18 protein-coding genes and 3 pseudogenes are annotated in these 19,977 nt (G+C 72.4%); 11 read left to right on the forward strand and 10 right to left on the reverse strand.

From position 1 onward, the window contains the following. Positions 1-105: 105 nt before the first annotated feature. From AB0I51_RS04395 to AB0I51_RS04405, 3 genes are read left to right on the forward strand one after another with little or no spacing between them, the layout of a single operon-like run. Positions 106-1,317: an FxsB family cyclophane-forming radical SAM/SPASM peptide maturase gene (locus AB0I51_RS04395; RefSeq protein ID WP_362971305.1), complete on the forward strand. Its 1,212-nt coding sequence runs from the start codon at positions 106-108 to the stop codon at positions 1,315-1,317. A gap of 56 nt (positions 1,318-1,373) precedes the next feature. Continuing rightward, on the forward strand, positions 1,374-2,468 hold the full coding sequence (locus AB0I51_RS04400; protein WP_362971307.1) for an HEXXH motif-containing putative peptide modification protein: 1,095 nt from the start codon (positions 1,374-1,376) through the stop codon (positions 2,466-2,468). After that, positions 2,452-2,934, forward strand: a complete 483-nt coding sequence (locus tag AB0I51_RS04405; RefSeq protein ID WP_362971309.1) for an NUDIX domain-containing protein — start codon at positions 2,452-2,454, stop codon at positions 2,932-2,934. The genes AB0I51_RS04400 and AB0I51_RS04405 overlap by 17 nt, the downstream gene beginning before the upstream one ends. Positions 2,935-2,944: 10 nt before the next feature. On the opposite strand, the gene AB0I51_RS04410 is transcribed toward AB0I51_RS04405, so the two are convergent. Continuing rightward, positions 2,945-5,518, reverse strand: a complete 2,574-nt coding sequence (locus AB0I51_RS04410) for a helicase C-terminal domain-containing protein (RefSeq protein ID WP_362971311.1) — start codon at positions 5,516-5,518, stop codon at positions 2,945-2,947. 130 nt (positions 5,519-5,648) lie between these two features. Between AB0I51_RS04410 and AB0I51_RS04415 the strand changes: the two genes are divergently transcribed. Then, entirely contained in the window at positions 5,649-6,629 is a 981-nt protein-coding gene (locus tag AB0I51_RS04415; RefSeq protein WP_362971313.1) for a hypothetical protein, read from the forward strand. Positions 6,630-6,709: 80 nt separating this feature from the next. Continuing rightward, the gene (locus AB0I51_RS04420) at positions 6,710-7,354 is read left to right on the forward strand and encodes a haloacid dehalogenase-like hydrolase (RefSeq protein WP_362971315.1); all 645 of its coding nucleotides are present in this window, start codon (positions 6,710-6,712) and stop codon (positions 7,352-7,354) included. Here AB0I51_RS04420 and AB0I51_RS04425 read toward each other — a convergent pair. Further along, positions 7,333-7,581, reverse strand: a complete 249-nt coding sequence (locus AB0I51_RS04425) for a hypothetical protein (protein ID WP_026179132.1) — start codon at positions 7,579-7,581, stop codon at positions 7,333-7,335. The genes AB0I51_RS04420 and AB0I51_RS04425 overlap by 22 nt on opposite strands. Positions 7,582-7,719: 138 nt before the next feature. Between AB0I51_RS04425 and AB0I51_RS04430 the strand changes: the two genes are divergently transcribed. After that, positions 7,720-8,103, forward strand: a complete 384-nt coding sequence (locus AB0I51_RS04430) for a cold-shock protein (RefSeq protein ID WP_019072514.1) — start codon at positions 7,720-7,722, stop codon at positions 8,101-8,103. 126 nt (positions 8,104-8,229) lie between these two features. On the opposite strand, the gene AB0I51_RS04435 is transcribed toward AB0I51_RS04430, so the two are convergent. The 4 genes from AB0I51_RS04435 to AB0I51_RS04450 all read right to left on the reverse strand — a co-directional run bounded on the left by AB0I51_RS04435 (position 8,230) and on the right by AB0I51_RS04450 (position 11,689). Further along, complete coding sequence (locus AB0I51_RS04435) at positions 8,230-9,081, reverse strand: 1,4-dihydroxy-6-naphthoate synthase (RefSeq protein ID WP_362971317.1); 852 nt, start codon at positions 9,079-9,081, stop codon at positions 8,230-8,232. Then, positions 9,078-9,758 (reverse strand): futalosine hydrolase, encoded by a 681-nt coding sequence (locus tag AB0I51_RS04440; RefSeq protein ID WP_362971883.1) that lies wholly within the window; start codon positions 9,756-9,758, stop codon positions 9,078-9,080. The genes AB0I51_RS04435 and AB0I51_RS04440 overlap by 4 nt, the downstream gene beginning before the upstream one ends. Then, entirely contained in the window at positions 9,728-10,192 is a 465-nt protein-coding gene (locus AB0I51_RS04445) for a DUF2771 domain-containing protein (protein ID WP_093632010.1), read from the reverse strand. The genes AB0I51_RS04440 and AB0I51_RS04445 overlap by 31 nt, the downstream gene beginning before the upstream one ends. Positions 10,193-10,264: 72 nt before the next feature. Continuing rightward, positions 10,265-11,689: an MFS transporter gene (locus AB0I51_RS04450; RefSeq protein ID WP_362971319.1), complete on the reverse strand. Its 1,425-nt coding sequence runs from the start codon at positions 11,687-11,689 to the stop codon at positions 10,265-10,267. A gap of 421 nt (positions 11,690-12,110) precedes the next feature. Here AB0I51_RS04450 and AB0I51_RS04455 point away from each other — a divergent pair, with 421 nt between their 5' ends. Next, on the forward strand, positions 12,111-13,037 hold the full coding sequence (locus AB0I51_RS04455) for a DUF3027 domain-containing protein (RefSeq protein WP_362971321.1): 927 nt from the start codon (positions 12,111-12,113) through the stop codon (positions 13,035-13,037). Between the two features lie 27 nt (positions 13,038-13,064). Here AB0I51_RS04455 and AB0I51_RS04460 read toward each other — a convergent pair whose 3' ends face one another. The 4 genes and pseudogenes from AB0I51_RS04460 to AB0I51_RS04475 all read right to left on the reverse strand — a co-directional run. Further along, positions 13,065-13,322 carry a hypothetical protein gene (locus AB0I51_RS04460; RefSeq protein WP_362971323.1) on the reverse strand — a complete coding sequence of 86 codons (258 nt, stop codon included), beginning with the start codon at positions 13,320-13,322 and terminating at the stop codon, positions 13,065-13,067. Next, a complete protein-coding gene (locus AB0I51_RS04465; RefSeq protein ID WP_362971325.1) occupies positions 13,319-13,666 on the reverse strand; it encodes a hypothetical protein in 348 nt (115 codons plus the stop codon). The genes AB0I51_RS04460 and AB0I51_RS04465 overlap by 4 nt, the downstream gene beginning before the upstream one ends. Positions 13,667-13,733: 67 nt before the next feature. Continuing rightward, positions 13,734-14,146, reverse strand: a pseudogene (locus AB0I51_RS04470) (helix-turn-helix domain-containing protein); the annotation flags it as partial. Positions 14,147-14,181: 35 nt separating this feature from the next. Beyond that, a pseudogene (locus AB0I51_RS04475) lies at positions 14,182-14,526 on the reverse strand (ATP-binding protein); the annotation flags it as partial. A gap of 157 nt (positions 14,527-14,683) precedes the next feature. On the opposite strand from AB0I51_RS04475, the pseudogene AB0I51_RS04480 reads away from it, so the two are divergent. The 4 genes and pseudogenes from AB0I51_RS04480 (at position 14,684) to AB0I51_RS04495 (ending at position 19,819) form a co-directional block, all read left to right on the forward strand. Then, a pseudogene (locus tag AB0I51_RS04480) lies at positions 14,684-15,560 on the forward strand (helix-turn-helix transcriptional regulator). Next, positions 15,557-15,775, forward strand: a complete 219-nt coding sequence (locus AB0I51_RS04485; RefSeq protein ID WP_362971327.1) for a DUF397 domain-containing protein — start codon at positions 15,557-15,559, stop codon at positions 15,773-15,775. Before AB0I51_RS04480 ends, AB0I51_RS04485 begins: the two are co-directional and overlap by 4 nt. Then, on the forward strand, positions 15,772-16,440 hold the full coding sequence (locus AB0I51_RS04490; RefSeq protein ID WP_362971329.1) for a Type 1 glutamine amidotransferase-like domain-containing protein: 669 nt from the start codon (positions 15,772-15,774) through the stop codon (positions 16,438-16,440). Before AB0I51_RS04485 ends, AB0I51_RS04490 begins: the two co-directional genes overlap by 4 nt. 253 nt (positions 16,441-16,693) lie before the next feature. Next, a complete protein-coding gene (locus tag AB0I51_RS04495) occupies positions 16,694-19,819 on the forward strand; it encodes a molecular chaperone Hsp90 (RefSeq protein WP_362971331.1) in 3,126 nt (1,041 codons plus the stop codon). The last annotated feature ends 158 nt before the right edge of the window (positions 19,820-19,977 follow it).

Consider the following 19,977-nt stretch of genomic DNA (forward strand, 5'->3'; position numbering starts at 1 on the left):
GACGGGCTGTAGGATGCCGCCATCCGCCAAGCCACCTCTTCCCGTGTCGCCCGGGCCGTCGGCGGGAGCGGTTTCGGCACCGGTGCGATCCAGCGAGGCCGGCCCATGGTTCCCTTTCGGCAGTTCCTGCTGAAGATCCACAGCCGCTGCAACCTTGCGTGCGACTACTGCTACGTCTACGAGTCCGCCGACCAGAGCTGGCGCGACCGCCCCCGGGCCATGGCCCCCGGCACCGTGCTCCGCACGGCGGCCCACATCGCCGAACACGCCCGCACGCACGGCCTGAGCGAGGTCCACGCAGTGCTGCACGGCGGGGAACCGTTGCTGGTGGGCGCCGCACGGCTGGACGCCGTGCTGCGCACTCTCGCCGAGGCCCTGGACGGGGTGGCGGCCCTGCGCGTCACCCTCCAGACCAACGGTGTAAGGCTCGCCGAGGACCCCGCCCTGCTCCCGGTCCTGGCCCGCCACGGCGTCCGGATCGGCGTCAGCCTCGACGGCACCGAGGCCACCCACGACCGGCACCGCCGGCGTCCCGACGGGCGCGGCAGCCACGCCGCTGTCGTCCGGGCCCTGCGGCTTCTCACCGACGGCCCCCACCGCGCCCTGTACGCCGGGCTGCTGTCCACAATCGATCTTGCCGCCGACCCGGTCGAGACCTACGAGGCGCTGCTGGAGTTCGCCCCGCCGCGGCTCAACCTGCTGCTGCCGCACGGTACTTGGCACACCCCCCCACCCGGCCTCCCCGCCCGCACCACCCCACCCCGCACGGCCCCCGGCGCCGCCCCCGAGGAGCCGGTGCCGTACGCCCGCTGGCTGTGCGCGGTGTTCGACCGCTGGTACGGCGCCCCGCGGCGGGAGACCGGGATCCGGCTCTTCGAGGAGATCATGGCGCTGCTCCTCGGTGGCACCGCCCGCAGCGAGGCCGTCGGACTGGCCCCGGTCGACCTCGTGGTCGTGGAGACCGACGGCACCATCGAACAGGCCGACAGCCTCAAGGTCACCTATCCGGGGGCTCCGGCCACCGGCCTGGACGTCTTTCGCCACACCTTCACCGACGCGGCCCTGCACGAGGCCTTCCGCGCCCGGCAGCGCGGCCTCGCCGGACTCGCCCCCGTCTGCGCGGCCTGCCCTCGCGCGGCGGTCTGCGGCGGCGGTCTGTACGCCCACCGCTATCACCCCGCCGCGACGCCGACCCCCTTCGCCGCCCCCTCCGTCTACTGCGCGGACCTCGCCGTCCTCGTCGACCACATCGCCGGCCGGCTGAGCCGGGACGTCACGGCGACGCTGCTCGCGGTGGTGGGGCCGGCCCCCGGATGACGGCGTCCTGTCGGTGGCGCCGTACGCCCGCCCCGCCCGAGAGGAACAAGCCCTCAGTGTCGGTCCTCCCCCCTGACGCCCCCTCCGCCCTGGACGCCCTCGCCCCGACGGACTTCGACCCGGACCTGTTCGACTCCGTCGCCCGCGCCCGGGGCGGCCCGGTGGCGGTGGCGGTGCTGCGGCGCGGCCAGCTCGGCAAACGCATGGTGCTGACCGCGGCCGTACGCCGGTCGCTGCCGCCCGGCGCCGGTTTCGAGGAGCCCTACCGGCTGCTGTCCCGGATGCGCCGCGAGGATCCGGACCGCTGGCAGGGGACGCTGCTCCACCCCTATCTCGACGAGGGACTGGCCCGCGCACTGGCCGAGTGCGCACGCGGCGGGCGCCCCGATCTCGCCTGGTTCGGCGAACTGGTCCACGACGGACCGGCCGCGCTCTCCGGACCGCACCTGCTGTCCGCCGAGTGCGACGGCGCCGTGCTGAGCGTCCGGCTGGCCGACCGCGGCCCCTTCCGCGCCGTCCACGGCCACCCGCCCGCCGGTGAGCAGAGCGCCGACGAGGTCCGCCGCTGGCAGCGTGCGCTGGACGGCGCCTGGCGGGTCCTGGTCCGCCGTCATCCCTGGCACGCCGGGGCCGTCGCCGCCTGTCTGTCCACCCTGGTGCCGCTGAGCCCGGGGCCGGGCGGTACGGCGGTGAGTTCGGCGGCCCGGCGGGCCTACGGCGCGGTCGCGCTCTCCCCGTCCGGCGATCCCGTGCTCCTCGCCCTCACCCTCGTCCACGAGTTCCTGCACGTCCAACTCGGCGCCCTGCTCGACCTGGTCCCGCTGCACGGCCCGGCGTCACCGGCCCGCTACCACGCCCCCTGGCGTCCCGACCCGCGTCCGCTGGACGCGCTCCTCCAGGGGACCTACGCCCACCTGGGCGTCTGCGACTTCTGGTCCACCGAGGCGGCCACGGCGGAGCCACGTCATCGGGCCGAGCGGGAGTACACCACCTGGTTCGGACACACGCGCGGTGCCGTGGACACACTCCTCGGCAGCGGCGAACTCCTCCCGGCCGGCCTCCGCTTCACCGAGGAGATGCGCCGGGCCCTCCGCGCGCTCCACCCGCCGGGCGGCGTCTGCGAGGGTGAGGCCCATGGGAGAACTGGTTGATCGGGTGGACGAGCAGGATCGGGTGCTGGGGACGGTGGACCGGGGTGAGGCCATCGCGCAGCACTGGCTGCACCGCGTCGCGACGACCGTCTGCCGGGACGGGGAGGGCCGGGTCCTGGTGCACCGGCGGGCGGCGGACATGTCGCGGTTCCCCGGGCAGTACAACTTCCTGGTCGGTGGCGCCGCTGAGGTCGGGGAGTCCTACGAGGAGGCGGCGGCCCGTGAACTCACCGAGGAACTCGGGGTGGTGGCGCCGGTCCGGTTCGCCTTCAAGTACCTGTGCCGGGGTGTGATCAGCCCGTACTGGATGGGCGTCCACGAAGCGGTCGTCCGCACGGACGTCACCCCCGACCCGGACGAGATCGCCTGGTACGCGTGGGTCACGGAGGACGAGTTGCGGGAGATGGCCCGGCGCCCGACATTCGTGGCGGACTCCGTCGAGGCCCTGAGCCGCTGTCTGGGCTGAGGCCTGCCCCCTACCCCTCCGCCAGCTCCGCGACCCCCGTCACCCGGTGCAGCGGATACGTCCGGACCTCGTCCGCCGTGTGGTCGTACGCCGTGACGAAGCCGCCCTCCACGCGGATGGGTGCGATGACGCGCTGGCTGGCGGCGCCCTCGGCGTTGACGTAGCCGATCCAGAGCGTGGTGCCGGTGAGGACGGCGGCCTGCATGGTGGCGAGGGTCTCGGCGGAGCCGGTGCGGGGGAGTTCACCGGCCGGGGCCGGGGTCGTCGACGGCTTCAGGGGAGTGGTGGAGGCGCGGTCGCCCGCCCTGATCGCGCGGATCGCCGCCGACAGGAGGGTGGTGTCGGGGGTCGGCGGGCCGTCCGGTACCGGTTCCGGAGCCGTGCGGGGCGGGGTGCGGTGGGCATGGGCGCGGGTGATGACGACATCGCCGTCCGCGGACTCGGCGGCCGGCGCGAAGCCCATCGCGCGCAGCCCGTCCAGGAGCGCCGCCGGATCCGCCTGCGCCGCCAGCACGGTCGGCGCCAGGCGGCGCAGCCGCAGGCCCGCCGAGCGTTTGTCCGCGAGGATCTCGCTGAGCACCGCGTCGTCGTCGCAGCGCACATACGCCGAGGCCGCGCCGATCCGCAGATGGCCGTGTCTGCGGGCCACGTCGTCGATCAGATAGGCGAGGGGCTGCGGGACGGGCGTACGGGAGTGCGCGGTGAGGAAGTCGTGCAGATCCGAGGCCGAGCGGCCGGCGTCCAGGGCGCGGCGCACCGAGCCCGGCGTGAAGCGGTACACCGTGGCACCGCCCTTCGACTCCACGTCCGCGAGCACGTCCAGCACATCGGCCAGCGGCCGTTCCAGCGGGCCCGGGGCCACCGCCGTCAGATCCGCCTGCAGCAGGACATGGTCCAACGGTTCGGGAAGCAGCGGGGCGAGCAGCCGAGCTGCGGCGGCACTCGCCACGGCCTGCTCGGCCGGGGAGAGGGGTTCGGGGGGAGTGGGCGTGCGGTGGTGGTGGACGGGGAGCTTGTCACCGGCATCTGAGGGCGTGTCCTCGGCCACCGAGCCCTTCGCCGCCGTAGCGGCGCTCCCCGCCGCCGTCCCCTTCGCCGCCCCCAGCAACGCCCGCCCCTGCCCCGACAGGGCACCCCGCCCCGTCACCCCCAGCAGCTCCGCCTCGTTCAGGGTCCAGCGGGCCAGGCGGCTGCGCAGGTCGTCGTCGGACTGCGGCGCCGCGCCTCCCGTCCCGCGCGGCGGTCGTTCCCAGCGCAGCCGGGCCAGCACCGATTCCGTGGACGGCGAGGTGCCCTCGGGGAGCGCGGCGAGCAGGGTGAGTACCCGGTGCCGTACCTCCGGGGCGGCCGAGCGGTCCAGGCCGGGGCCCAGCGCCGACAGCGTGCGTTCCTTCGCGTCCCGCCCGCCCACCAGCCCGGCCGTCCGGGTCGCGGTCAGCCAGGTCTCCGCGAGGTGCGCCCACCGCTGCGCGGCGGGCTGTTGCAGCCACTCGTCGTAGGCCGGGGTCGCCGCATACCGCTCGTCCGCCTCGCCGTCGGACGCCAACAGGCCCGCGGCATAGGCGAGTTCGACCCAGAATGCGGCGACCGGCTCCGCCAGGTCCAGCGCGACGGCGGTCCGTTTCAGGTCGCGGATGCTGAGGCCACCGGCCCGCAGCACCGTCGGCCCGCCCTCGTCCCAGTCCTTCAGCAGCTCCTCGACCGTCGCCAGCGCCGTGTACGCCTGCCCGGCCGCCGCCGCGTCCACAACCTGTGGACGGTGCGTCGCCTTCGCCTCGACCGGCGGCGCCACCGGCTCCGTCTCCCGGTGCGCCCGCCCGGCCCGCAGATGCAGGGCCACCTCACGCGGCAGTACGACCGTCCCGGGCGCCGTCGGCAGCAGCAGTCCCCGGTCGATGAGCCAGCGCAGCCGGGCCGCCGGGTCGGCCGTCACCTGTCCGTACGGCGGCCCCCAGACCAGCCGGTTCAGCACCTCCAGGGACTCCTCGGGGGCACCGGCCAGCAGCGTCTTCATCCGCCTCCGGGACGTGAACAGCTTGGTGAGCGCGGCCACCGCCGACACCGGGTCATGGGTGGAGGGCAGGCCCGCCGCCGTCACGATCTCCTGGATCCGGCCCGGCGACATGCCCGCCGTGGCCTCCGCGACCGTAGGACCGAGCCCGGTCGGCGACGGATGCTGCGGCGCGGGCGCCAGCAGCTCACGCGCCGTCCGCACCAGCCGCAGCCGGTCGTCCGCACCCCACACGAGCGCCTGCTCGCGCAGCGCCGCGACGGCGCGCGGCAGCGCGTTCACCACCGCCGGATCGCGCGCGTCGCCCGCCATCAGCCCGAGCAGCTCGTCGTACGGCGCCGGGTCCGCCGCCACGGCCAGCGCCTGGGCCGTCTGCAGCGTGAAGCGGTCCAGCCGCTCCAGCGCCCGCACCACCGAAGCGCGCGTTCCGGCCCTGGTCGCGAGCTGGGTGAGATCGGTGGGCACGGGCGTGATGAGGTCGGGGCGGCTGCGCAGCAGCGCGGCCAGGGAGACGTCGTCCCTGGTTCGGAGTGCCTCCGCGAGCGAACGGGGCGGCGTGGCCGGAGTGCTCATCCGACCCACGGTAGCGGGTGGGTGTGACCGTGGGGGAGCGCGCACGACGTGAGGTTCCCGGCACCGGGCCCGCTGGCGGTAACGTCTGTCACCACGGGGTATCCAACGCACCCGCCCCGGAGGGGACTTCGTGGGTATCGAGAGCGACCAGGTCGTCTACGAGTATCTGAGCCGCGTCGGTGACGTCGCGCAGCAACGCCAGCTGCCCTCGGTCACCCGGATGCGGCTGGTGTCGGAGCTGCGCAACGAGATCGACCGGCGCCGCGCCGGAGCCACCGCCGACACCCCCGCCGCCGTCCAGCGCATCCTCAAGAACCTCGGCACCCCGGACGAGGTCGTCGCCGCGGCCGGCGCCGGCGCCGGTGTCCCCCGGGCACCGTCCACCTCCGTCCCCGTACAGCGAGACCACGAGGACGATCTGCGGCCCAAGGGCCTGCGCCGGGTCGTACCGCGCCCGCGCCTCACCAAGGCCGCGCCCGCACAGGAACCCGACGACGCGGCCGCTCCGCCGCATCTCGCGAGCGCGGCCGAGCTCGGCGACAGCGTGCTGCAGCCCGACTGGTGGCGGACGGAGGGCAACGGCTTCGCGCTCGGCGACAGTGTGCCCGGGTTCACCGGCGGGGTGGAGATCCCGGAACTGCTCAAGCCCCCGCCGTCGAAAGAGCCCCCGAAGGCGCTCCAGAAGGAACCGGAGCCGGTATCCGCACCGGTCGTCGAGCAGGCGCCGGAAGCCCCCGCCCGCCGGCGCCGAGTCGTCCCCCGCCTCCCCGCCGGTGGCTGGTCCAACCCGCTCCTCCTGATCGCCGCCGCGCTGCTCGTCGTGGGCGCCGTACTCGGCAACTGGTTCGCGCTGCTGCTCGGTTGGCTCATCGCGTACGCGTCCCGGCGGCTGACCGACGCGGAGACGAAGTGGGCGGTGATCGGTATGCCGACTGCGGCCGTCGTGGCCGGGATCGTCTGGCTCTGGGGCCGCAACGACGGCCGCTGGGGCACCCCCGTCGCCCAGGGCCACATGAACGACGCCATCTCCCAGACCTGGCCGTGGGTGGTGCGGGGCGCGGCCGTCGCGTCGGCGCTGTTCCTGGTGTGGCGCTCACAGCGGCAGAGGTAGGAGGCGGCGGGCAGGAGGCAGGCGGCGGGACGGAGGCGCGACTTCAGGGCCGTTCATGGGCACTGGGCACAATGGCCCATATGACCTCGCGCGCTCAGCACCCCGTCCCGCCCGCCCCGACCGTCGGCTTCGACCTCGACATGACCCTCATCGACTCCCGGCCCGGCATCCACGCCTGTTATCTGGCGCTGGCGGAGCGGACCGGGACGTACATCGACGCCGATCTGGCGATCACCCGGCTCGGGCCGCCGCTCGCCGACGAGTTGATCAACTGGTTCCCGGCGGACCAGGTGCCCGCCATGTCCGACCTGTACCGCGAGATGTACCCGGCGATCGCCATCGCCGCGACCCCCGCGATGCCCGGCGCCCGCGAGGCGATGGCGGCCGTCCGCGGGTCCGGTGGGCGGGCGGTCGTCGTCACCGCGAAGTACGAGCCCAACGCGAAGCTGCACCTCGCGCATCTCGGCATAGACGCCGACGCCGTGATCGGCGACCTGTGGGCCGAGCGGAAGGCGGAGGCACTGCGCGAGGAGGGCGCGAGGGTCTACGTCGGCGACCATGTCGGGGACGTCCGCGGTGCCCGCGGCGCCGAGGCGCTGTCGGTCGCGGTCACGACCGGGCCGTGCGATGCGGAGGAGTTGCGGACGGCCGGTGCGGATTTCGTGCTCGGCGATCTCACCGAGTTCCCGCGATGGCTTTCGGACTACCTCGTGACGCGCGCCTGACGCCGCCCGGCGGCGACGGACTGGAGCACACCGGCGGCGGCGAGCAGAAATCCGACGCCCATGAGCATGCTCAAGAGGTACATGTACGTCGGAAAAGGCGTCGTGTGGAGCAGCAGCGGTACCACGGTGACGAGTGTGGCCACCGCACCGACGAAGAAGACGATGGCACCGGCACGGATCAGTCGGTCACCGGCCACGGCGGAATTCGTTTGGGTTTTGTCACGCACTGGACCAGGGTAGTTCCCTGCGCACAGGAACAGTCCGGCGACGTCTTGTCACCGGCCTGAAGACCATTAGCCTTGGTACCGGCAGTTCCCCAGCGTTTTCCGAGCAGTTTTCCGACGAGTACGAGGACGAGGACAGACGTGCCCACCGGCAAGGTCAAGTGGTTCAACAGCGAGAAGGGCTTCGGCTTTCTCTCCCGCGACGACGGCGGCGACGTCTTCGTCCATTCCTCGGTACTGCCCGCCGGAGTTGACGCCCTGAAGCCCGGACAGCGCGTGGAGTTCGGGGTCGTCGCCGGTCAGCGCGGCGACCAGGCACTCTCGGTCACGCTGCTCGACCCGACCCCCTCGGTCGCGGCGGCCCAGCGCAAGAAGCCTGACGAACTGGCCTCCATCGTCCAGGATTTGACGACCCTTCTCGAAAACATCACCCCGATGCTGGAGAAGGGCCGCTACCCCGACAAGGCCTCCGGCGGCAAGATCGCGGGCCTGCTGCGCGCGGTCGCCGACCAGTTGGACGTATAGCCGCTTCACAAGCCTGTTCCACGGGAATTCGAGCGCGTTCGGCCCGAGGGGCGGCACCAGCCCCTCGGCCGCCGCACGCGTCGACGGCCCGTGCCGGACTCCGTCCGGCGGCCGGTGACGGGGAGTTCAGGGAAATGACAGTGCGTCGGGTCCGAGGGCGGGTACCAGCCCCTCGGCCGCCGCACGCGTCAGCAACCCCCGGACCGCGGCATAGCCGTCCTCGCCGAGGTCGGCGGTGAACTCGTTGACGTACAGGCCGATGTGCTGGTCGGCGACGGACGGGTCCATCTCCTGGGCGTGTGCCATGACGTACGGGCGGGAGGCCTCGGGGTCGTCCCAGGCGGCGCGCACGGACGACCGGATCGCGTCGGCGAGCAGCGTCAACGTGTCCGTGCCCAGTGAGCGTTTGGCGATGATCGCGCCCAGCGGGATCGGCAGCCCCGTCGTGTCCTCCCAGTGCTCGCCCATGTCCGCGAGCTTGTGCAGCCCGTAGTTCTGGTACGTGAAGCGCGCCTCGTGGATGACGAGCCCCGCGTCGACCTTCCCGTCCCGCACGGCCGGCATGATCTCGTGGAACGGCATGACCACGATCTCGCCCACCCCGTCCGGGACCGTGTCCGCCGCCCAGAGCCGGAAGAGGAGATACGCGGTCGACCGCTCGCTCGGCACGGCGACCGTACGACCCGTCAGATCCCCCGGCTCCCGGGTGAGGACCAGCGGCCCGCAGCCCCGCCCCAGCGCGCCGCCGCAGGGCAGCAGCGCGTACTCGTCGAGAACGTACGGCAGCACGGCGTACGACACCTTCAGCACATCCAGCTCACCGCGCTCGGCCATGCCGTTGGTGATGTCGATGTCCGCGAAGGTCACGTCGAGTGCCGGTGCGCCCGGGACGCGGCCGTGTGCCAGGGCGTCGAAGACGAAGGTGTCGTTCGGGCAGGGGGAGTACGCGATCTGCAGAGGCTCGGTCGATGTGGTCATACCTGTTCCCAACTCTCCAGTACGGGCGCGCACTTCCCGAATCCCTCGGTCAGGGCCGCGAGCGCGTCGCCGATGCGCCAGGCGGCGCGGTCGCGCGGGCCGACGGGGTTGGAGACCGCGCGCAGTTCCAGGACGGGGACGCCGTGGACGGCGGCCGCCTCGGCCACGCCGAAGCCCTCCATGGCCTCCGCGAGGGCCCGCGGGTGGCGGGCGCGGAGTTCCGCCGCGCGGGCGGCCGTTCCGGTCACCGTGGACACGGTCAGTACGGTGCCGGTGCGGGCGCCGGTCGCGGTCGCCAGCGCTCGTACGAGTGCGGCCGGCGGACGGTGGGTGACGGCGCCGAAGCCGAGTTCGGTGACCGGGAGGAACCCGTCGGGGGTCTCCGCGCCCAGGTCGGCGACGGTGATCTCGTCGGCGACCACGAGGGAGCCGACGGGCGCCCCGGGCTGGAAGCCGCCGGCGATCCCGGCGGAGACGACGAGGTCGTACGGGGTGCGCGCGAGGGCCGTTGCGGTGGCTGCGGCGGCTGCGGCAGGGCCCACCCCGGCGGCGATGACATCCCAGGTGAGGCCGGTCAACGCCCGTGCCACCGCGTCCCGTTCGGCCGGGACGGCGGTGGCGACGAGGACGCGTGGGGACGACGTGGTCAGGAGTCCTTCTTGAACTTGAAGGACCAGATGCCCTTCACCGTCTTGTCGCCCTCCTTGATGGAGACGACGGTGGAGTTGCCGGTCGCGCCGTACTGGGTGTTGAAGAACACGCTGCCCGGGATCGTCCGGTAGGTCTTCTTGCTGGAGTCGGTCAGCGGCTGACCGTTCATCAGGATCGTCCAGCCGCTGTCGGCGATCTTCGGGTCGACACCGAAGCGCACGGTCTCGTCCGGGTCGACCGAGATCGACGTGGAGGCCTTCAGGCACTTCGCCAGCTCCGCGGTCTTCACCGCGTCGCCGTCGTTGTAGCAGGTGGCCTCCGTGTGGACCGAGTTCCTCCCGACAGTGATCGTCGAGATCGGCGTCGGCTTGTCGCACGCCGACAGGACGAGCAGTCCGGCGGAAACGGCGCCGGCGGCGGCGACGGCGCGGCGGCGTCGCACAGCGGATTGCATGGTCATGGGGCGAAGGCTATCGGGCCCGTCCAGTCCTCCCCCCACCTGGGGTGCGGCGTGCCGGGCCGGGCGCCAGGGTTAGGCCACTCGCGGGCGCCCGCCACCACCGTGCCGGGCCGAAGCGAGCAGGCCGCGCAGGGTTGTCAGCCAGCCCAGGGCGATGACCGCGGCGGCGAGCATGAAGCCGAGGGAGCCGTTCAGCGGCATCACGATGCCGATCGCGCCGCCCAGCACCCAGGCCATCTGGAGCATCGTCTCCGAGCGCGCGAACGCCGACGTACGCACCAGTTCGGGCACGTCCCGCTGGATCAGCGCGTCCAGGGACAGCTTGGCCAGCGCCTGGCAGAACCCTGCCGTGGCCGCGAGACACGCCACCAGGGCCGCGCCGAAGAAGATCGCCGCCGTGATCGCCGCACCCAGCACGACCGCCATCACCGTCACGATGATGAGCTCCGGAGCCCGCTGCCGCAGCCAGGACCCGACCGCCGTACCGAGCGCGTTGCCGACGCCCGCCGAGACGGCGACAATGCCCAGCGACACGGCCGCGCTCTGCCCGGTCATCGGATGCTCGCGCAGCAGGAACGCGAGGAAGAAGGTCAGGAAGCCGGACAGCCAGCGCAGCGCCGCGTTCGCGCCGAGCGCGTGGGTGACGGCGATACCGACCGTGCGCAGCCCCGGCCGCTTGACCTCCTTGGGATGCGGGCCGTGCAGATGGTTCTCGTCGGCCGCGAGCAGCGCGGTGTCCTCACCCTTGGCGGAGTCGACCTTGGGGTCCAGGAAAAAACACAGGACCGTGCCCGCCACGAAGATCACGAAGGCGCCGTAGAGCGGCCAGGGGTCGCCGATGGCGTGCAGGCCGCCCGCGATCGGGGCGGCGACACCGGTGGCGAGGAGCCCGGCGAGGGTGACTCTGGAGTTCGCCTTCACCAGGGAGATGCGGGGTGGCAGCAGCCGGGGCACCACGGCGCTTCTGACGACGCCGTACGCCTTCGAGGCCACTAGAGCGCCCAGTGCCGCCGGATACAGCTCCAGGCTGCCGCTGGCGACCGCGCCGGAGATGATCAGCGCGAGGAGCGCGCGGGCCAGCATCGCGGCGGCCATCGCGGCGCGGCGGCCGTGCGGGAGCTTGTCGAGGAGGGGCCCGATCACCGGAGCCAGGACCGTGAAGGGCGCCATCGTGATCGCGAGATAGAGGGCGACCCGGCCGCGCGCCTCGTCGGTCGGCACCGAGAAGAAGACCGTGGAGGCGAGGGCGACGGTGATCATGACATCGCCGGCGCCGTTCACCGCGTGCAGCTCGATCAGCCGGCCGAGGCCCGACTCGCCCGCGCCGTGGGCGTGGGTCGCCTTGCGGATGCCCCGGGCGGTACCGGTGACGGGGAAGTGCAGGGCACGACCCATCGCGCGGACGGAACCGCCGACCCGGCCCGAACCGCCACCTCGGATGTTCCCCTTGGCTCCACCGACGCCGGTGGCACCTTGGGGCGACCTCGCGGCTGCCACCCCGTCATAGTGCCCCGAGAACGGGGCGAGTAGTGCCGTTACCGCACGTATGGCGGCCTGCGGGGGCGGATTCAGTGCCGTTGCACAGGTCTTGGGGGGACGGCAGCGCAGGTGTCCGCAGAGGCCCCGCAGGTATCTGTTTGATCGCCGCGCACCGCCCAAGAGGCCGTCGGTGTGGGCGCATGGCCCGGGAGAAGGTAGCGTGCGTAGCGCGCCGTGGCGATTGTTCTCGGCCGCGCGCCTCTCGGCCATCCCGCAGAATGGATGGCGTAGGCGCGCCCGAGCGCGATCGGGCGCGGACGTCGACGCGGCCCCTCACCAGTGCCCCCAAGGGCCTGGTACATGTCTTTCAGCCGCTCCGTCCGCTCCCTTCGCCGCAACAGGCGCACCCGTGAGACGGCGTAGGAGAGAAGCGATACCTGTGAGCGCAGCGACCACGCGAAGCCGCACCCCCGACCGCCTGTGCGCCGAGGCCGTCGACCTCGCCCGCGCCGCAGCCGAGGAGGCCGCCGCGCCCGGCGTGGTCGGCGAGCACGCGGGCTTCGAATCCGAGGGTGACCGGGTGGTCACGCACTTCTTCGAGTGCAAGGAGTTCGGCTACCGGGGCTGGCGCTGGGCGGTGACGGTCGCGAGGGCGTCCCGCGCGAAACTGGTCACCCTGGACGAGGTCGTCCTGCTCCCAGGCCCGGACTCGCTCCTGGCCCCCGAATGGGTGCCGTGGAGCGAACGCCTGCGCCCCGGCGACATGGGCCCCGGCGACCTGCTCCCCACGGACGCCGAGGACCTGCGCCTGGAGCCCGGCTACACCGGCGAGGACGAGCCCCCGCCGAACTCGGCGGTCTCCGAGGAGATGGCGGAACTGGTCGAGGCGGAGGACGCCGAAGTCACGGCGGGCACCCCCGCCACCCTCCCCGTCGCCCCCACCCGCGGCTCGATCGCCGCGGTCGCGGAGGAACTGGGCATCCGCCGCGCCCGGGTCCTCTCCCGCTACGGCCTGCACGTCGCCGCCGACCGCTGGGAGGACGGCTTCGGCTCCAAGACCCCCATGGCCCAGGCGGCCCCCGCGGCCTGCGTCAGCTGCGGCTTCCTGGTCGCCATCGGCGGCTCCCTCGGCCAGGCCTTCGGCGTCTGCGCCAACGAGTTCTCCCCGGCCGACGGCCACGTGGTGTCCTTGTCCTACGGCTGTGGCGGCCACTCGGAAGCAGCGATCATGCCCAAACCGCCCCAGCCCCCCGCCCCGGTGATCGACGAGACGAGGGTCGACCCGTTCCCGCTGCGGCCGGCGGCGGATTCGGGGTCGGTGCCGGTGGGCGTGGACGAGGATTCGGCGGAGCTGGGGCACTCCTAGGGGCTGCGGCGGGCGCGGTGGGGTGGCTCAGAAGCCCAGATACGTGATCTGGACGACGTAGACACGCTCGCTGCGCACGACGACCTGATACGTGAACATCCCGCCGGGCACGACGACGTCGCTGCCCTTCGGGTCGATCCCCTCATGGGCGCGGCCGTGGACGTGGAAGGCTTCGGCAGCCCTGACCACTTCAGCGGCCTTGCGTTCCACGGCGGCGAGGAAGTCTGCGGGAGCGGTGCGGGCGGCTTCCTCGGCGCCGAAGGCGAACTCCCATTTCCAGCTCACCCGCGAACTGCCTGCATGGCCTCGTCGAGGACCGCGCTCAGTTCTCCAAGAGCTTCCCGCGCGACGGCCGGATCTTCGTGTTCCAGGTTGCTCTCCGCCTGGGCGTAGCGGGTCGCCAGATCGGGGCGACGGGCGATCTCGATCTCTCTGGCCCAGATCAGGACCCAACTCTGCACCGGGCTGAGGGACTGCCACTCGACCGCTTTGGCGAAGGCGTCGTCCTTTGTGGTCTGCATCTCGTCCAGCCGACTTGGAGCGACGACGGCAAGGGCTGCGCGCAGGGCATCGGGAGTCAGCTCGGGACGGGGGATCAAGTCGTGCCCGTGGTCGGCCTGAGTGCTCATGGTGTCCTCCAGAGTGTGCCCCGGCCAGCGTAACGAGGCTGAGGCCGGAGAACAGGACACAACGGTCTCAGGCGGCGGCAACAGTGGTGCGGCAGTCATGGCAGTGTCCCGGGGTCGGTGAGCGGAAGGCGCGGTCGCAGCCCTCACAGTTCTGAAGCGGGTGCCGTACGGCTGCTGGTGGGGTCGGGGCCCGGAACGGTGGTTGGGCCGTCAGGCGGTGGGGCGGCGTAGGCCTTCGGGTGGCAGGTCCGCGGTGAGTGCGTGGCGTACGGCGCTGGGGCTGACGTCTCGCTCCAGCCAGGCGGCGACGCCCGGCGCGAGGTGGGCCGTGTCGCAGGCCGACAGCAGCAGGCGGGAGTCGTGGCGGCGGAGGTCCGTGAGGAGGTCCGTGGCCCGTTGGACGAGCGCGGGGGAGGGATAGGACGGGCGCGGTACGGGCGGCAGCGCCTTGCGGGGAGCCCGCTCTCGCCGGGGTGCGGCTGCGGGTGCCTTGTCCCTACGGTGGCTGCCGGGCTGACCAGCAGCAGGCCACGGCCCGACTCCCCGTCCGCCGTGGGGTCTTGGGGGCGGGGCGGACAGTCACCGCGGGTGTCGGTGACCTCGATGCGCAGGGTGTTGTCGATGACGTAGGGCGTGAGTCTGAAGTCCCGGCCGGGGACACGGCCGTGGCTGCTCGCGTTCGTGGCGAGTTCGGCGACGAGTTGGCGAGCCGGGTCCAACGGGAGCCCCCAGGCGCGGAGTTGTTCCGTCGCGAGGAGGCGGGCCAGACGTGCGCCTCGTGGGGTGGAGGACAGCTGCACGCTGAAGTTGCGCGTGGAGTAGTCGGGTTGGGCCTCGGGGGCGGGGGTTTTCTGAATCACGTCACTCAGCGTGGCCGTGCGTGCTTACCGTGAACAGTGACATGGCCGTTGCGTACGGTGACTGTCCAGGCGTTGTCCGGTCGTGTCCAAGCTGTCGAGACCGGCCGCACGGGTAGGTGCGCCCCGGCACGGTCGTACGGATCAGGAGGGGCGCGAGATGTCGTTGGATGTGGGCGAGGGACAGCTCAAGACGGAGGCGGACGAGCCGGGTTGGGAGGTGGACCCCGACGACGAGTGGGGGGCTGGCGGTCCTCGCGACCGTCGGGCGACAACTGAGGCTGCGGCGGGAGGCGGTGGGGATGCGGGTGGCCGACTTCGCGGTGGCGATCGGGTACAGCGAGGATCTGGTCTACAAGATCGAGGCGGGGAAGCGGATCCCTCGGCCCGAGTATCTGGACAAGTCCGAGGAGAAGTTGGGCGCGCATGGACTCATCTCGGCGATGAAGGAGGACGTGGCGAAGGTCCGGTACCCGAAGAAGGTGCAGGCGCTGGCGAAGATGGAGGCCCAGGCGATTTAGATCGGCATCTACGAGTGCAACATCATCGCCGGGCTGTTGCAGACGCCGGAGCACACGCGGACGGTGATTGAGGCCAGGCAACCGCCGTACTCGCCGGACGACTTGGAGCGGATGGTTGCCGCCCGTCTGGCCCGGCAGGCGGTCTTCGAGCGAGACCCGGCTCCGTCGATCCACTTCGTACTGGAAGAGGCCCCGCTGCGCCGAGAAGTTGGGGGCACAATGGTGTGGCGACGGCAGCTCGAACGTCTGTTTGAGGTGGGGCGGTTGCGTAACGTCACGCTTCAGATCATGCCGACGAACACCGAGGCGCATCCAGGCTTGGACGGCAGGATCGAGTTGCTGAAGTTCCGGGACGGGACGACGGTGGGGCGTGCCGACGGTGAATTCAACGGGCGACCGACCACCGACCCAAAACAGCTTCGCATCATCGAGCTGCAATATGGCACCATCCGGGCGCGGGCTCTCCCGCCACGGGAGTCGCTGGCCTTCATTGAGCAACTGCTGGGAGAGACATGATCCGCAACGCCCCCATCAGGGACGCCTCTGAACTGGCGTGGTTCAAGAGCAGCTACAGCGGCGGTACCAACGGCGAGTCTTGCGTCGAAATAGCAGCCGCCCCCGGCGCCGTCCACATCCGTGACTCGAAGAACACCGAGGGCCCCAATTTCACCGTCACCCCGCTCGCCTGGGCGGATTTCGTGACGTACACCCGTGCTCGGCTCGCCGGATGAATCTTCTGTTGACGGCGAGTGGGCTGCGCAACGAGACGCTGCGGGACGCCCTGCGGGACATGCTGGGCAAACCGTTCGAGTCGGCGAACGTCGTCTTCGTCCCCACCGCATCCGTCGCCGAACCCGGGGACCACGGCTGGCTCGTCGCGGACATGAACCGGCTGCACGGCCTCGGCTGGCGGGAGTTCGACGTCCTGGAGCTGAACGGCCTGCCCCGGCAGCTGGTGCTCGACCGCCTGCTCCGCGCCGACGTCGTCTACGTCGAGGGCGGCAACCACTACCACCTGGCCCGCAGCATCACCGGAAACAACCTGGCCGACGGCTTCCTGGAGGCGCTGGAGAGCCGGGTCTACGTGGGCGTCAGCGCCGGATCGATGATCTTCAGCCAGCACCTCACCACCCACTCCGCCGACGTCATCGGCGACACCGCCGACCTCCACCTCCTCGGCGCGACGACCGTGGAGCCGCCGTTCGGCCTCTTCGACTGGTATCTCAAGCCCCACCTGTACTCGCCGGACTTCCGCGAGCGCGACGACGCCTGGGCCGACCGCATCACCGCACGCGCGGACTTCCCCATCTACTTCATCGACGACGACACGGCCCTCCGCGTCAGGGACGGCGAGGCGGACGTGATCTCCGAAGGCCGGTGGCGATTCCACCCGTAACTCAGCAACCGGTGTGGAGCCACGCACCGGCACCCGCCAACGAAACGGGAGCGGGTCGTGGCGGTACGGCGCAGCCCGCCGCCTTAACTGGTCCCCACGCTGTCCACCATGGCAACAAACAGAGGGGCACAACCGGCGGCGGGCCCGCCGTACCGCCACGACCCCGACCCCACCACCGCTCCGCGGGCGAAAACACAGCAACCCCCTCCGCGCGGTACCTTCATCGCGACGTCGATGAGGAGAGTGAACGTACGTGAGTAAGTTCGTGCGGCCCGCTGCCGAGGGTGCCGACCCGTTCGGGACCGCCCGTCTGCGGCGTGGGGTGCTCGACGCCTGGGCGACCAGCCCGGCCCGGTTCCGGGAGGACGCCAACGCCGAGGAGGATCTCGTCCTCGGCGGATACCGGGACCGACTCGTCGTCGAACTCGCGCAGAACGCCGCCGACGCCGCCGCCCGCGCCGGCGTGGCAGGCCGCCTCCGCCTCACCCTCCGCGACGGCGTCCTGTGCGCCGCCAACACCGGCGCCCCCCTCGACGCGGCCGGTGTCGAATCCCTCTCCACCCTCCGAGCATCCGCGAAACGCGACGCAGGCGACAGCGCCGTAGGACGCTTCGGCGTCGGCTTCGCCGCCGTCGTCGCCGTGACCGACGAACCCGCCCTCGTAGGACGCCACGGCGGTGTCCGCTGGTCCCTCGCCGAGGCCCGCGAACTGGCCGACGAGACCGCCCGGCACAGCCCCGGCCTCGGCACCGAGATCCGCCGCCGAGACGGCCACATCCCCCTCCTCCGCCTCCCGTTCGCCGCCGTCGGCAGCGCCCCCGACTCCTACGACACGGTCGTCATCCTTCCCCTCCGCGACACCGCCGCCGAGGACTTGGCCGAGCGCCTCCTGAACGCCGTCGACGACGCGCTGCTCCTCGCCCTGCCCGGGCTCGCGGAGGTCGTGATCGAGGTCGGCGACGGCGCACCCCGCACCCTCACCCGCCGCGGCGACCACGCCGACACCGTCGTCGACGACACCCGGGACGGCACCACCCGCTGGCGCACCGTCTCCGCACACGGCGAACTCGCCAAGGAACTCCTCGCCGACCGGCCCGTGGAGGAGCGGCTGCGGCCCTACTGGTCCGTCACCTGGGCCGTGCCCGTCGACGCCGACGGCACCCCGGCCCACCCCCGCACCAGCCCCGTCGTGCACGCACCCACGCCCAGCGACGAACCCCTCGGCGTCCCCGCCCTCCTCATCGCCTCCCTCCCGCTCGACACCACCCGCCGCCACGCCGCCCCCGGCCCGCTGACCGACTTCTTGGTGGAGCGCGCGGCGGACGCCTACGTCGAACTCCTCGCCGCCTGGCGGCCGGTGACCGCCGGCATCATCGACCTGGTGCCCGGCCCGCTGGGCAAGGGTGAACTGGACGGCACCCTGCGGCAGGCCATCCTGGAGCGGCTGCCGCGCACCTCCTTCCTGCCGCCCGCCGTCGAACCCCCCACCGAGGACTCGGAGTTGCCCGAGTCGCTACGGCCCCGGGACGCCGAGGTGGTCGAGGGCGCAGGCACCGACACCGTGCGCGTCCTCGCCGAGGTCCTCCCCACCCTCCTCCCCGCAGGCCTCGAACGGCGCGTGGAACTACGCACGTTGGGCGTCGCCCGGGTCCCGCTCGGCGACGCCGTGGACCGACTGGCCGGCCTGGAGAAGGACCCCGGTTGGTGGCGGAGGCTCTACGACAGCCTCGCGGGCGTGGACCCCGACCGCCTCACCGGCCTCCCCGTACCGCTCGCCGACGGACGGACGACGATCGGACCCCGACAGGTCCTCCTCCCCACCCCCGACTCGGCCCACGTCGCGCCCGAAGTCCTCGCCAGGCTCGGCCTCAAGGTCGCCCACCCGGACGCCGCGCACCCCCTCCTGGAGAAGCTCGGCGCGCTGCCCGCCACCCCCCGCGCGGTGCTCACCACACCCCAGGTGCGGGTCGCCGTGGCCGCCTCCCTCGACGACGAGGGCGGCGCCGTATGGGATGAACCCACCCTGGACGCCGAGGAGTTGGCGGACACGGTGCTGGCTCTCGTCCGGGACGCGGACCTGGAACCCGGCGACGAACCCTGGCTCGGCGCACTCGCCCTCCCCGACGAGGAAGGCGAACTGGCCCCCGCCGGCGAACTGGTCCTCCCCGGCAGCCCGTTCGCCCAGGTGATGCGCGAGGACGAACTGGCCTTCGTGGACGCGGAACTGGCCGAGCGCTGGGGCGAACAGCCGCTCGCCGCCTGCGGAGTGCTCGCCAACTTCGCCCTCGTCCGGGCCACGGACGTCGTCCTCGACCCGGACGAACTGGAGCCCCGCGACAGCGACTTCGCCGAACCCGACGACCCCGGCCTGCTGGATTCCGTGGACGTGTGGTCGGAGGACGTACTCGACCGCTTCCCCGACACTCCCGTCCCGCCCGTGGCCACGGAACTGGTAGCGGTCCGCGACCTGGACCTCGTCGACGACGACCGCTGGCCCCAGGCCCTCGCCCTCCTCGCCCAGCCGCCGCTGCGCGACGCGATCACCCAACAGGTCCGCATCCTGCTCCCCGACGGCTCCTACGAGGTCGTACGGCCCTACACGGCCTGGTGGCTGCGCGGCCACCCGGTGCTCGACGGCCGCCGCCCGGCCGGCCTGCTGGCGTCCGGCGGCGACCCGCTCCTGCGCGGCCTCTACGACGAGGCGGACGCGACCGGCTTCGACGACGAGCAGGTCCTGCGGGCCCTCGGCGTCCGCACCTCCGTCGCCGCCCTCCTCGACGAGCCCGGCGGTGCCGCCGAACTCCTCGACCGCCTCGCCGACCCGGACCGCGAGGTCACCGGCGCCCAACTGCACGCCTTGTACGGCGCGTTGGCCGACCTGGACCCCGAACAGGTCACGCTGCCGGACGACTTGAGGGCGGTGGTCGATGGCGAGATCACTGTCGTGGACGCCGCAGACGCCGTGGTCGTCGACTCACCCGACCTGCTGCCCTTCACCGCAGGCGTGCCGCTCCTCCCCGTACGCCCGTCCCGCGCCGCCGAGTTGGCCGAACTCTTCCAGGTCCGCCGCCTCAGCGAGTCCATCACCGGCGAGGTCACCTCCGAGGGCACCGAACACGACGTACCGGAATCCGTCCGCGTCCTCCTCGGCCCCCTCACCCCCGCGACCTACGTCGAGCACGAGGAACTCGTCGTGGACGGCGTCGAGATCGACTGGCGCCGCACCCGCGACGGCGTGCTGCACGCCTCGACCCTGGAGGGCGTCGCCGCCGGACTCGCCTGGGCGGCCGGGCAGTGGCCCCGGCGCTTCGAGGTGGCGGCGCTGCTGGAGGACCCGTCACGGACTCAGGAGCTGGCACGGGACCGCTGGTTCGACTGACCAGGCTGATTCAACTGATCTGGTTGATCCGGCTGATCGGACAGGCGGGCGCATGTGATCTTCACCAATACCCCAAGAAAAAGTCACGAGATGCACAATCGTCCCCTCGCCTCACGAATCCGATCATCGGAGCCACTCGGCTCCACGATCACGTTCAC

Origin of the sequence: Streptomyces sp. NPDC050549, from assembly GCF_040655035.1 — a bacterium.
Classification (GTDB): Bacteria; Actinomycetota; Actinomycetes; order Streptomycetales; family Streptomycetaceae; genus Streptomyces.